Annotated in this window: 12 protein-coding genes; 10 read left to right on the forward strand and 2 right to left on the reverse strand. The window is 68.3% G+C overall.

From position 1 onward, the window contains the following. The first annotated feature begins 4 nt into the window (after positions 1-4). Genes ACXDF8_RS03595 through lysA form a run of 9 tightly spaced genes read left to right on the forward strand, consistent with a single transcriptional unit; the run spans position 5 to position 9851 of the window. Positions 5-973, forward strand: coding sequence for an ABC transporter permease (locus ACXDF8_RS03595; RefSeq protein WP_457221873.1), 969 nt, complete (start codon positions 5-7; stop codon positions 971-973). Positions 974-981: 8 nt separating this feature from the next. After that, entirely contained in the window at positions 982-1884 is a 903-nt protein-coding gene (locus ACXDF8_RS03600; protein WP_457221874.1) for an ABC transporter permease, read from the forward strand. After that, entirely contained in the window at positions 1881-2852 is a 972-nt protein-coding gene (locus ACXDF8_RS03605) for an ABC transporter ATP-binding protein (RefSeq protein WP_457221875.1), read from the forward strand. Before ACXDF8_RS03600 ends, ACXDF8_RS03605 begins: the two co-directional genes overlap by 4 nt. After that, positions 2849-3844, forward strand: coding sequence for an ABC transporter ATP-binding protein (locus tag ACXDF8_RS03610; RefSeq protein ID WP_457221876.1), 996 nt, complete (start codon positions 2849-2851; stop codon positions 3842-3844). Before ACXDF8_RS03605 ends, ACXDF8_RS03610 begins: the two co-directional genes overlap by 4 nt. A 23-nt stretch (positions 3845-3867) precedes the next feature. After that, positions 3868-5052: a M20 family metallopeptidase gene (locus tag ACXDF8_RS03615; protein WP_457221877.1), complete on the forward strand. Its 1185-nt coding sequence runs from the start codon at positions 3868-3870 to the stop codon at positions 5050-5052. 2 nt (positions 5053-5054) lie between these two features. After that, positions 5055-6443 carry an aspartate aminotransferase family protein gene (locus ACXDF8_RS03620; RefSeq protein ID WP_457221878.1) on the forward strand — a complete coding sequence of 463 codons (1389 nt, stop codon included), beginning with the start codon at positions 5055-5057 and terminating at the stop codon, positions 6441-6443. Next, complete coding sequence (locus tag ACXDF8_RS03625) at positions 6440-7873, forward strand: xylulokinase (RefSeq protein ID WP_457221879.1); 1434 nt, start codon at positions 6440-6442, stop codon at positions 7871-7873. The genes ACXDF8_RS03620 and ACXDF8_RS03625 overlap by 4 nt, the downstream gene beginning before the upstream one ends. After that, complete coding sequence (locus tag ACXDF8_RS03630) at positions 7870-8598, forward strand: glucosamine-6-phosphate deaminase (RefSeq protein ID WP_457221880.1); 729 nt, start codon at positions 7870-7872, stop codon at positions 8596-8598. The genes ACXDF8_RS03625 and ACXDF8_RS03630 overlap by 4 nt, the downstream gene beginning before the upstream one ends. Continuing rightward, a complete protein-coding gene (gene lysA, locus ACXDF8_RS03635; protein ID WP_457221881.1) occupies positions 8595-9851 on the forward strand; it encodes a diaminopimelate decarboxylase in 1257 nt (418 codons plus the stop codon). The genes ACXDF8_RS03630 and lysA overlap by 4 nt, the downstream gene beginning before the upstream one ends. Before the next feature lies 1 nt (position 9852). On the opposite strand, the gene ACXDF8_RS03640 is transcribed toward lysA, so the two are convergent. Continuing rightward, positions 9853-11415, reverse strand: a complete 1563-nt coding sequence (locus ACXDF8_RS03640; protein WP_457221882.1) for an MFS transporter — start codon at positions 11413-11415, stop codon at positions 9853-9855. Positions 11416-11426: 11 nt separating this feature from the next. After that, a complete protein-coding gene (locus ACXDF8_RS03645; RefSeq protein ID WP_457221883.1) occupies positions 11427-12131 on the reverse strand; it encodes an LppX_LprAFG lipoprotein in 705 nt (234 codons plus the stop codon). Between the two features lie 122 nt (positions 12132-12253). Here ACXDF8_RS03645 and ACXDF8_RS03650 point away from each other — a divergent pair, with 122 nt between their 5' ends. Continuing rightward, a complete protein-coding gene (locus ACXDF8_RS03650) occupies positions 12254-12853 on the forward strand; it encodes a riboflavin synthase (protein WP_457221884.1) in 600 nt (199 codons plus the stop codon). Positions 12854-13039: the final 186 nt, after the last annotated feature.

Raw genomic sequence — 13039 nt, forward strand, 5'->3', positions numbered from 1 at the left:
CTCGATGCTTCGGTATCTGAGCCGGAAACTCACTTATCTGGTGCTCACGCTCGTCGCGGTCGTCGCCACGAATTTCGTTCTGTTCCACCTCATGCCGGGCGATCCGGTGACCCACATCGCCCGCGGCCAGCACCTCGACGCCGAGGCCATCGCCCGGCTGCGCACCTACTACGGCCTGGATGAGTCGATGCTGTCGCAATTCGGCACCTACCTGCAGAACCTGATCAAGGGTGACCTGGGGTTCTCCTACACTTATTCGGCGCCGGTCGGCCCGATCGTGGTGAAAGCTCTTGGCAATACCCTGATTCTGGTAACCGTCTCGACACTGTTGGTGATCCTGCTCGGCGTGCTGCTTGGCGTGTTCGCCGCGTCGCGTCGCGGCTCGCGCACCGACGGGGGACTGGTGATCGGATCGCTGGTCTTCTGGAGCCTGCCCACCTTCTGGGTCGGAATGCTGCTGATCTTCGCCTTCGCGGTGAGCCTGCACTGGTTCCCGATCGCCGGGATGTACACCGCCGACGCGCTCTACCCGACGGTGTTCACCAAAATCGCCGACCTCGCACGCCATCTCGTCCTGCCGACGGTCGCAATGGTGTTGGTCGACATCGCCCAATTCGTGTTGATCACCCGCAGTTCGCTGCTGGCGACCTTGTCCGAGGATTACATGACCACAGCCCGGGCCAAGGGCCTGACCCCGCGCCGCGTGCTGTGGCGCCACGGGGTGCGCAACGCGCTGCTTCCGGTGGTGACGGCCACGACGCTGTACGCCAGCGCCACCGTCGGCGGCACCATCCAGGTGGAGACGGTGTTCTCCTGGCCGGGTATGGGCCAGCTGATCTACCTGTCGGTGATTCGTCGCGATTACCCGGTGATGGAAGCCTGCTTCCTGATCTTCGCAGCGGTCGTCGTGTTGGCCAACTTCGCCAGTGACGTCGTCTACCGGTTGCTCGATCCCCGGGTCCGGCTGACATGACCGGCCCGATGACCGACCCCAGTCTGGAACCGGAACCCGCCGCGGCACAGGTACCGGGCGGGTGGCGCGGCGTGCTGCGTCAACTCGCCGCAGACCGGATGGGACGCACCGGACTGCTCACCGTCGCGCTGGTGGTGGTGGTCGCGATCGCCGGTCCGCTGCTGATGCCCTACGACCGAACCGACGTCGCCGAATCCCGGACCGGAATTCTGCTCTCGCCCAGCACCGCTCACTGGCTGGGCACCGATGAACTCGGCCGCGACGTGCTGCGGCAAGTGCTGGCCGGTACTTCGGTGTCGCTGGAGATCGGGCTGATCGCCACCCTCATCACGGTGCTCATCGGCACGCTGGTGGGGGTGCTGGCGGGCTGGTTCACCGGCTTCGTCGACAGCGTCCTGATGCGCATCACCGATTTCTTCCTGGTGCTGCCGAATCTGCCGCTGATGATCGCGCTGGGGGCAATCATCGGGCAGAGCCTGCCGATGATCGTGCTCGTCATCGCGATCACCAGCTGGCCGAGCACCGCACGCATCGTGCGGTCCCAGGCACTTGCGCTGCGCGAGCGCGAGGTGGTGGCCCGTGCGAAGACCGTCGGCTTGTCCTCGGTCGGCATCCTGTGGCGGCTCATCCTGCCCGGTGTCCTGGCACTGGTCATCGCCAACGCGGTGCTGGTCATCGCGGGATCCATCCTGGCCGAGGCCACGCTGTCGTTCCTCGGGCTAGGGGACCCGACCCGCACATCCTGGGGACAGATCCTGCACAACGCCTTCGCCGCCGGCGCGGTGGGCAACGGGTTCTGGTGGTATTTCCTGCCACCCGGTGTCGGCATCGTGGTGGTGGTCCTGGGGTTCTCCCTGGTCGGGCAGAGCCTGGAGCGCATCCTCAACCCACGGCTGGCGGTCACCGAATGAGCCTGCTCAGAATCCGCAACCTGACCGTCACCTACGGCACGGCGGTGCGGGCCGTCGACGGTGTCGACCTCGATGTCTCGCAGGGGGAAGTCGTCGGTCTAGCCGGCGAATCCGGCTGTGGGAAAAGCACCTTGGCGCTCGCCGTCGCTCGCCTGCTGCCACGCGGGGCCATCGCAGTCGCTGATGAGATGAGCTTCGCCGGTACCGACCTGCGTGCGGTCGACGGGCCCGAGCTGCGGTCGTTGCGGTGGCGCCGGCTGTCTTTGGTGTTCCAGGGCGCGATGAACGGGTTCAACCCGGTGATGACGATCGGTGACCAGATCGGCGAAGCGATCCGCGCCCACGAACCCGCGGTCCCCCGCCGGATGGTGCGCGGGCGAGTGGCCGAGCTGCTCACCGCGGTCGGTATCGCGGCGGGCCGCGGCGCCGACTACCCCCACCAGTTGTCCGGCGGCATGAAACAGCGGGCGATGATCGCCATGGCACTGGCCTGTCAGCCGGATCTGGTGATCGCCGACGAGCCCACCACCGCTCTCGATGTCATGACACAGGCCCAGATCCTCGAGCTCATCCGCGGGCTGGCCGACGAACTGGGGCTGGCCATGCTGATCATCTCCCATGACCTGACGGTGCTGGGTGAACTGTGTGACCGGGTAGCGGTCATGTACGCCGGGCGGATGGTGGAGCGAGGACCCGCCGACTCGATTCTCGGGTCGGACTCGGCTGCCGCCCATCCGTACACCCGCAGGCTGCTGGACTGCTATCCGCGGCTCGACGACGGGCGGGCGTCGATCAGCGGAATACCGGGTAGCCCGCCGGATCTCGCGCATCCGCCGCTGGGATGCCGTTTTCACGACCGCTGCACCGAGACGCTGCCGCGCTGCGCGCACGACGACCCGGCGATCCGTGCGGTGCCGGGCGATCCCGATCACGTCGCCGCCTGCCACCTGGTGGGGGTGACGTCGTGACCAAGCGTGTCGTCGCCGAGATCCGCGACCTACACGTGCACTTCCCGGTCCGGCACGGCCGCACCCGGCTGATCGCCCGCGCGGTCGACGGCATCGATCTGTCCGTCCATGAGGGCGAGATCGTCGCGCTGGTAGGCGAATCCGGCTGTGGTAAGACGACGGTGGCACGCACGATCATGCGGCTGGTGGAGGCCAGTTCCGGTTCGGTGTCGATCGGCGGCGCCGACATCACCCACGCCCGCGGCCGGGAGCTGCGTCGGCGGCGCCGCGACTTCCAGATGATCTTCCAGGATCCGTTCGAGAGTCTGCCGGTCAATGCCACCGCGGTCGGAGTGGTGGCCGAGGGGCTGGCCATCCACCGCGGGGACCTCGACGCCGCGGCGCGGCGTCGCGTCGCACTCGCGGCGCTGGAGACGTCCGGGCTGAGCCCGGCTGCCGCGATCGCCGAACGGCGTATCTTCCAGCTGTCCGGTGGGCAACGTCAGCGGGTCGCCATCGCCGCTGCGCTGGCTGTCGAGCCGAGGCTGCTGGTCGCCGACGAACCCGTCTCCATGCTCGACGTGTCGCTTCGGGCCGGCGTCATCAGAGTCTTGCTGGAAATGCGCGAACAGCTCGATGTGGCAATCCTTTTCATCACTCACGATCTGGCGCTGGCCGGTGTGTTCGCCGACCGGGTGGCTGTGCTTTACTTGGGCCGGGTGGTCGAACAGGGCCGGGCCGCCGACGTGATCGGCACTCCTCGGCACCCCTACACCCGAGCCCTGGTCGACGTGATGCCCAAGGCCGGCGGCGGGCGACGGACGACCCGCACGCTGCTGACCGGCGAGCCGCCCAACCCCACCGCCACCACCGCGGGTTGCCGTTTCGCGCCGCGCTGCCCGCTCTACCGGGAACTGGGCGAACCCGAGCGCTGCCGCGACGAGCAGCCAAAGCTGACCGGTGTGGACGCCGAACATGCTGTGGCATGCCACTTTTCCGATCACGAAGCATGACAAACATCGAAGGAGAACACCACATGACCGTCACTCGTGACGAAGCGATCGAGCTGCTCGAGGCGATGGTGCGGATCGACTCCGTGACGCCGTGGCTCATCCCGGGCGGCGCGGGGGAGGGTGCGGTCGCGGCGTTCGCGCGGGACTGGTTGACCCAGGTGGGTCTCGAGGTGACGCTGGAGGAGGTGGAACCGGGCCGGCCCAATGTGCTGGCATGGCTGCGGGGTGGCAGGCCGGGCCCCACCATCTGCCTGTCCGCGCACAGCGACACCGTCGGCTACGCAAGCTGGGCCGACCGTGCGCTGCAGCCGGTGATCGACGGCGACCGGATGATCGGGCTCGGTGTCGCCGACGACAAGGGTGGCTGCGCCGCGGCGATGCTCGCCGTGCGTGAATTGGTGCGCTCCGGAACGGAATTGGCCGGCAACATCCTCGTCGCCCTGGTGATCGATGAGGAGGGTGTCAGTATCGGCACCGAGCACCTGGTCGCCCATCATGCCGGCGAGATCGACCTGGCGGTCAACCTCGAACCGGAGGGTTCGCACACGATCTTCGGCGAGCACCAGGGGTTCGGCTGGATCGACATCGTGGTACACGGCCGACCCGCGCACGGCTCGGCGCCCGACAAAGGGGTGGACGCGATCGTGCACATGGCCGAGGTGGTGACCCGGCTGCACCGGCTCGACGAGACCCGGTGGAAGCCCAACCCGGATCCGAAGAACGGGCGCACCGTGTTCCACACCGGCACGATCCGCGGCGGCACCGACTACGCGACCTACCCGAGCGAGGCGGTGCTCGGCATCGAGATCGGCACCCAGCCGGGGGAGACACTGGCCGACCGGGTCGCCGAGATCGAGGCCATCTTCGCCGAGGTCAAGGAATCCGAGCCACGGTTCAGCGGTGAGGTCAGGGTGCGGCTGGACCGCGATCCGTTCACCGGTGAAGGCAACGAGACACTGCTGGCCGCACTCGGGGATGCCACCGAGGCCGTCAACGGCGTGCGGTCACCGGTCACCGGCCTCAACGCCTGGACCGATGCCGCGCTGTTCCAGAGTGCCGGCATCCCGACCGTGTTGTTCGGGCCGGAGGGCGGCAACTATCACGCCGCCGACGAGTGGGTGTCGATCCCCGACATGGTCGCCACCACCGAGATCCTGCACCGCACCCTGGTGACCCTGCTAGGCGCCGACGTCCCGTCTGCGCAGTGACAATGACTGATACGAAAGAGGATCCGATGTCGTTCGCCGACGCGTTCGCCGCCCGCACACCCGTCACCGCGGGCCTTTACGAGCGGGCCAGGAAGACCATCCCCGGTGGTGCGGGTTCGACCGCCAGGCTGCCCCGCAACGGGTGGAAGCCCTACCCGATCTTCATGGCCGAGGGCAGCGGCTCCCGCCTGACCGATGTGGACGGCAACACCTACATCGACTACCTGCTCGGGCTGGGTCCGATGATCCTCGGACACCGCCATCCGGTGGTGACCGATGCCGTCACGCGAGCGATCCACGAATTGGGGACCTGCTTCGGATTGCCCTACGAACTCGAGATCGAGGCCGCCGAGAAGGTCGTCGCCGCGGTGCCCGGTATTGAGCAGGTGCGATTCACCAACTCCGGGTCCGAGGCCGTCGGCACGGCGGTGCGGCTGGCCCGTGCCACTACCGGTCGGCGCATAGTGGTGCGCTTCGAGGGTCACTACCACGGCTGGCAGGACACGGTGTACTGGTCCAATCACGTCGACCCGACACTGGCCGGGCCCGCCGACCACCCCCGGCCGGTCGCGATGGGACCGGGTGTGCCCGCCGAGCTGGAAGACACCCTGGTTGTGTTGACGTGGAACGACCCCGACAGCTTCGTGGCGTTGATGGACCAGCGCGGCCACGAGGTCGCCGCCGTGCTCACTGAGCCGGCCGTGTTCAACACCGGCTGCATCCTGCCCGAACCCGGCTACCTCGAGCTGCTGCGCAGCGAGACCACCAAGCACGGCGCGCTGCTGATCTTCGACGAGGTGATCACCGGATTCCGCTTCGCCCGCGGTGGCGCCCAGGAATGGTTCGGCATCACACCGGATTTGACGACGCTGGCGAAGGGCCTCGGTGGCGGGTTCCCGGTGGCCGCGGTGGGCGGGTCGACGGAGGCGATGCGCCTGGTGGCCGAGGGCCGCTATTCGCATTCCGGAACCTATAACGCCAATGTCGTGCAGTGCGCGGCGGTGTCGGCCACGATGGATGTGCTTGCCGAACCTGGCCTCTACGAGCGTCAGCGGGCGCTGGGGCACCGGCTCGCCGCGGGTCTGGGTGAGCTGGCCGCCGAACGTGGTCTGGACGCATACTGCGAGGGGCTGGGTACGGTGTTCCAACTGTGGTTCGCCGACGGCCCGATCCACAACTGGCGCGACGCGGTGGCCCGCGCCGACGAGGCCCTGTTCACCCGGTGGTACGAGGAGATGGTGATCCGCGGAGTGTTGTTCCACCCGTTGCAGTTCGAGAATCTGTTCGTGTCCCTGGTCCACGACGACCGCGACATCGACGAGACTCTGCAGGCCGCCGCCGACGCACTCACCGTCGTCGCCCGCGCCCGGACACCAGCCTCGCGATCGTGACCGACGGGCCGGTCGTCCTGGGTGTCGACCTGGGTACCTCGGGGATCAAGGTGGTCGCACTGGGCCCTACCGGTGACGTCGTCGCCGGGTCCAGGTGTGGCTATCCCACCAATAGGCCGGGACCTCAAGCGGCGGAACAGGATCCGACGGACTGGTGGCAGGCGCTGCGTGCCGCGGGTGACCAGATCGCCCGCCAGGTCGACCCCCGGCGGTGGCGGGGTATCGGGCTGACTGCGATGTTGCCGACGCTGGTCGATCTGGACGCCGACGGCCTACCGGCCGGTCCGGCGATCACCTGGGAGGACGCCCGCGCCGAGGATCAGGCGACCGATCTTCGTGACCAGTTCGGCGACGAGGCGCTGTACCGCATCACCGGTCAGCGCGTCGACGGCCGCTACCTGGGCCCGATGCATGCCCGGCTGCGCAAGCTGGGCCGCGCCGGTGTCACCACCGCGGGTGCCAAGGACGTGTTGTTCCGCGAGCTCACCGGTCGGCTGCTCACCGATCCGAGTACGGCGGCGGGTAGCGCCGTCTTCGACATCCGGCAGGGTGTCTGGAGTGCCGAACTTGCTGCGGCGGTAGGGATTTCCGTCCTTCCGGAGGTGGCGCCCGCAGCGACCGCGTTGCCGTTGGCGCGGTCGTGGCGGGAACGCTGGGGCCTGTCTGACGAGCTACCCGTTGTGCTGGGCGCCGCCGACTCGGTACTCGGCGCCGTCGGGGTCGGCGCATCGCGCCACGGCGATGTCGGCGTGATCGCCGGCACCAGCGCCATCGTGCTCGGCATCTCCGATCAGGCCACCCGCGATCCGGCGCAGCGCTACCTGGTCACCCCGCTGGCGGGGCCGGGTTGGGGACTGGAGATGGACCTGCTGGCGGTCGGGTCGGCCTTCGGCGCGGTGGCGGCGCTTTGCGGGATGAGCGGGCCCGCCGCGCTGCTGGAGGCGGCGGGTGATGTCCCCGCCGAGCAGGCGCCGCTCTTCCTGCCCTACCTGACTCCCGGCGAGCAGGGTGCGTTGTGGGATCCGACACTGACCGGGACCCTGCAGGGCCTGCGGCTGGGTATGGGTGCCGGCCACATCGGCCGCGGGCTGCTGACCGGAATCGTGGTCGAATTGCGGCGCTGCATCGACATTCTGGCGGCCACCACCGGGCGAGCGGGACCGATCCGTCTCGGTGGCGGCAGTGCGGTCAGCCCGCTGATGTGGCAAGACCTCGCCGACGCCACCGGACGCGAGGTGTGGGTCGACCCGACGGTGACCGACCATTCGGCGATCGGCGCCGCGCTGTTCGCCGCCGAGGCCGTCGGCGCACCGCTGGTCCGGCAGGACCGGCCCACCGTGGTCGAACCACGGTCTGAATATCACGACCGGTGGACCGATTCCCTGGCCCGCCACGACGAGGCCCGCCTGCGCGGGCAGGGAGCGCGATGAACATCACCGTCGTCGATGACGACCTCTTCGCCGCCGCGGCCGCCGACGCGTTGCTCGCTCGGCTGCCCCGTACCGAACCCCGGCTCGGGGTTGCGACCGGGGAGACGCCACTTCGGCTGTATGCCGAGCTGGGCCGCCGCAGTGACGCGGGGGAGATCGACCTGTCCGGTGCGGTCATCGTCGCGCTCGACGAGTACGTGGGACTCGCCGCCGGCGACCCGCGCAGTTACGCGCGCTACGTGCACGACCACATTGCCGGGCCCCTGGGGGTGGAGCGGTCGAATGTGATTGTGCCCGAGGGAGACAGTGCCGAACCGGTAGTTGCGGCCGTCGAATTCGAGGCCCGGATCGCCGCTGTTGGCGGCGTCGACGTCCAGATCGCCGGGATCGGCTCCAACGGTCACCTGGCGTTCAACGAGCCCGGCTCACCACCGGCGTCGGCCACCCGCGTGGTCGAGCTCTCAGAGCGCACCCGACACGACAACGCCCGGTTCTTCGGGGGCCGGGTCGAGGATGTCCCGCGCCGCGCGATCACCCAGGGGCTGGCCACCATCTGCCGGGCCCGCTCGATCCTGCTGCTGGCCTCGGGGGCGGCCAAGGCCGACGCGCTCGCCGCCGCCCTGTGCGGACCGGTGCATCCCGATGTGCCCGCCTCGATACTGCAAGGGCACGCTGATGTCACCGTCATCGCCGACCGGGCCGCATCGGCGATGATCAACCGATGAGTGAGCACGAGGTGCTGGGACTGTTCCCACCGGGCAGTCATATTGCCGAAGACGGGGTGCTGACCGTTGGCGGCTGCCGCCTCGACGAGCTAGCCGCCGAGTTCGGCACCCCAATGATGGTGGTGGCCGAGGACGCGCTTCGCCACCGGACCCGCGACTATCTGGCCGCGTTCCGGGACCGTTGGGCCCGCTCGGACGTGGCGTTCGCGTCGAAAGCTTTCCCCTGCACCGCGATCCAGCGGGTGGCCGTCGAGGAGGGGTTGCTGCTCGACGTCGCCGGTGGGGGAGAGATCGTCACCGCGTTGGCGGCTGGGGCCGACCCGGCGCGGATGTTGTTGCACGGCAACGCCAAGACCGACGAGGAACTGGAACTGGCTGTCGGCAAGGGTGTCGGACTGATCGTGGTCGACAACTTCGACGACATCGACCGACTGGAGCGCATCGTCGAACCGGGCCAGCGCCAGGCGTGTCTGGTGCGGGTGGTCCCCGGTATCGAGGCCGACACCCATGCCGCGGTGGCGACGGGGCACGCCGGTTCCAAGTTCGGGCTGTTGCCGGACGACGCTCGGGTGGCGATCGACCGCATCAAGCGCAGCCGGGTGCTGCGCTGCGACGGTGTGCACACCCACGTCGGCAGCCAGCTGCTCGATGCCGAGCAGCTGGCCGCGGCTGTCGCGCCAGTCGCTGAACTCGGCAGTTTCGACGTCTACGACTTCGGCGGCGGACTCGGGGTGCGTTACACCTACGCCGACCAGCCACCCACGGTGGCCGACTACGCCCAGACGATGATCGAGCGGGCCCGCGATCTGGTACCCGCGGGCGCGCGCATCATCGTCGAACCGGGCCGGTCGATGACGGCCGCGGCCGCGTGCACCGTGTACCGGGTCACCACCGTCAAGCGTGGGACGGTCACCCATGTCGCCGTCGACGGCGGGATGGGGGACAACCTCGAGGTGTCCCTGTACGGGCAGCGATTCGAGGCCACGCTTGTCGCACGACGCGGTGGTGGGGACATCGTCACCGTCGTCGGCCGGCACTGCGAATCGGGTGATCAACTGATCGACGGTGTTGCCCTTGACAATCCGGCGGTCGGTGACCTGCTGGCGGTCCCGGTGACCGGAGCCTACTGCTACACGATGTCGAATCAGTACAACGGTGCCCGGCGTATCCCGGTGGTGTTCGCCGCCGGCGGCGACGCGCGTCTGGTGGTACGCCGGGACACCTGGGCCGACCTGCTGTCCCGCGACGTCTGAGTCACCGCGAAGCGGCTACCGACTCCTCGGCATCGTCGTCGGCGGCGTGGATGGTCTTGCCGCCGATGAACAGCGCCAGTACCGCACCTGCCAGGCACACGATAACGGTGATCGAGAAGATCGAGCTGTACTGCATGGTGTACGCCGTGCGGGCGTTGGCGGCCAGTCCGGTGGCGATCTCGAACAGGTTTCCGGTGGGTTTGGGCAGCGTCGCGATGATCTGGTTGAAGCGGTAGAGCCCCCAGGCGGACAGTGCCGCCACACCGATCAGCATGCCGGTCATCCGCGCCACCACCACCAGTGAGGACGCGATGCCGTGTTGACGGGACGGCACCACCCGCAGCGCCGCCGACGTCAACGGCCCGATCACCAGGCCCAGCCCGAAGCCGCCGACTGCGAGGTCGGTGTCGAACGTCGGCAGGGTGAACAGTCCGAGGTCGTGGTGAGCGGTGAGCACGTCGACGCCCCATTTGGACACCAGCCAGTAGCCGTAGGCGGCGATCAGCATGCCGACCACCGCTACCACGCGGTCGCCGATCTTGGTGGCGATCCACCCGCCGATGAGGGCGCCGACCGGCAGGGCGATCAGAAAGTGCAGCAGCAAAAGTGCTGCCCCGTTCTGGTCCTTGCCCAGTACGCCCTGCCCGAACAGTTCGACGTTGACGAGGGTGACCATCAGCGCGGCGCCCGCGCACATCGACGTCCCCAGCGAGCACAGGAACGGCACGAAACGCACACCGGACGGCTCGATGAGCCGGGTGCGGGCGAACCGTTCCCAGACCGCGAACGCGATCGCGGCGACGGCGGCGGCGCCGACCAGCGGGAGGCCGTAGCTGGGCAGGACATGCTGACCGTCCGGCGCCGGGTTGTAAAGGCCCACCACGGCAAGGCCCAGCGCGATGGCCAGCAGCACACCGCCGACGACGTCGACACGATCCGGCTCGGCGCTGCGATCGCGCGACGGCAGGCTGAACTGGATCAGCACCATCGCGATGAGCGTTAGCGGGACGTTGATCCAGAACACGTCACGCCAGGTGTTGAGGGCCCAGACGACCGCGATGCCGTATAGCGGGCCCAGCACACTGCCCAGCTCCTGGGCGGCACCGATACCGCCGAGCACGGTGGCGCGGCTGCGGGCCGCCCAGAGGTCGGCCGCCAGCGCCAGCGTGACCGGAAGCAGCGCGCCACTGGCCATGCCCTGGATGACGCGGCCGATCACCAGCATCGTCAGATCGGTCGACAGGGCGGTGACCACCGAGCCGGTGGCGAACGCAATGAGGCTGGCCTGGAGCACCAGCTTGCGGCCGAAACGGTCCGACAGCCGGCCGAGCAGTGGCATCGCGGCGATGTAGCCGAGCAGATACCAGGTGATGATCGGTGTCACCCGCTGGATCTGGTTCACCGGTATCTCGATCGACCGCATGATGTCGACCATGATCGTGACCACGACGTAGGTGTCGAGCGCCCCGAGCAGGACCGCCAGACTTCCGGCGCCGATCGCGATCCGGCGGCTGCGGGCGGTGCTCTGCGCTCGGTGGGCGACGGTATCCACAGACTCAGCCATGTCCGCGACCGTCAGACCGCGGGTTTGGTGACGGTGACCGGCTTGTCCCACTCGGACAGCGTGATCTGGATGCTGCCGCCGTTGCCGGTGTCTGCCTTGGCCTGCACCAGCTGATGGGGGTCGGCCTTCTGGATCCACACGGTGGCCGGCAGCGGGCTGGTGGCCTTGAGCGGGATCAGCTTGTTCATGGCATCGGCGCTGACCTTGCCGCTGATGCGCACGGTGTCCACGCCGTTGATGTTCTCACTGGCCTCGGACTTGGCATCGGTGATGCCGGCGAGCCAGTTGGCGAGGCCGCTGTCCGGGTTGAGTACCACCGAGGGGTCGTAGATGTCCTTGGCCGGACCCATGTCGAGCCAGTTGTTAGGCGTCAGCGCCGCGTAGAGCGTGCCGTCGAGGACGACCAGCTGGATGTCTACGTCCGAGCCACCCATGGAGATCGTGGAATTCCCCGACACGGCGACGGCGGGGATGTTGGTCAGATCCCCGGACAGCTTCTTCACCGGTAGTCCCTCGATCTTGCCGTTGACGGCGATGTCGAGGTGGGCGCTCTTGAGACCCTTGGTGACCTGGATGGACTGCTGTAACAGCCCGGCCGCATCGGGGAGCGGCTCGGAGGGCTTGGAGGAAGAGCAACCGGCTACGAACAGGACGGCTGTGGCAAGGAGGGTGGCAAGGACGGCAAACATTCGGCGGCACGTCGGCATAGGTTGCATCGTAGAGGGTCGGCCCGGCCGGGCCCCATTCGTGATGGCCGGCCCGGTCCGCAGGATGGATTCTGAGCCGCGGTTTCCGTGCTGGCGCAGGAGTGTCGCCAGAGCGGGGTTAGATTGAGCGCGTGTTCACCGGAATCGTCGAGGAACTGGGTGAGGTGGTCGGCAAGGACGACCTCACCGACTCTGCCCGTTTCGTCATTCGCGGGCCGGTCGTGACCGCCGACGCCCGCCACGGCGATTCCATCGCCGTCAACGGCGTCTGCCTCACCGTCGTCGAGGTGATGGCCGACGGCCAGTTCAGCGCCGACGTGATGGCCGAGACGCTCAACCGGTCGAGCCTGGCCGCCGTCGAGGTGGGCAGTGCGGTGAATCTGGAGCGCGCCGCGGCCGTGAACAGTCGCCTCGGCGGCCACATCGTGCAGGGGCACGTGGACGGCACCGGTCGGGTCCTGGCCCGCACCCCTTCCGAACACTGGGAAGTGGTGCGCATTGCGCTGCCCGCCCAACTGTCGCGCTATGTGGTGGAGAAGGGGTCGATCACCGTCGACGGTATTTCCCTGACGGTCTCCGGTCTCGGCGACGACTGGTTCGAGGTGTCGCTCATCCCGACGACCCTGGCCCTGACGACACTCGGGCAGGCTTCGGTGGGCGCACCGGTGAACCTCGAAGTGGACGTCATCGCCAAATACGTCGAGCGACTGCTCGGCGAGCGCGAACGCTGAGACGTCCCGCCACCTGAGTTCCTCGAAGGACACGCGGCGGCGCTCCGTCTGGGCGCTTCCAGCGCGCTCGTGCGGCGCAGTCTTCCTCTGATGGCGCGTGGCCTGGCAGGCCGGTTCCCGACAGGCCGGTTGGCGAACTCTATACACCACCAAACATCTTTTTGGTCGGATTTGCTAGACATTCTT

It is taken from the genome of Mycolicibacterium sp. CBM1 (assembly GCF_054073305.1).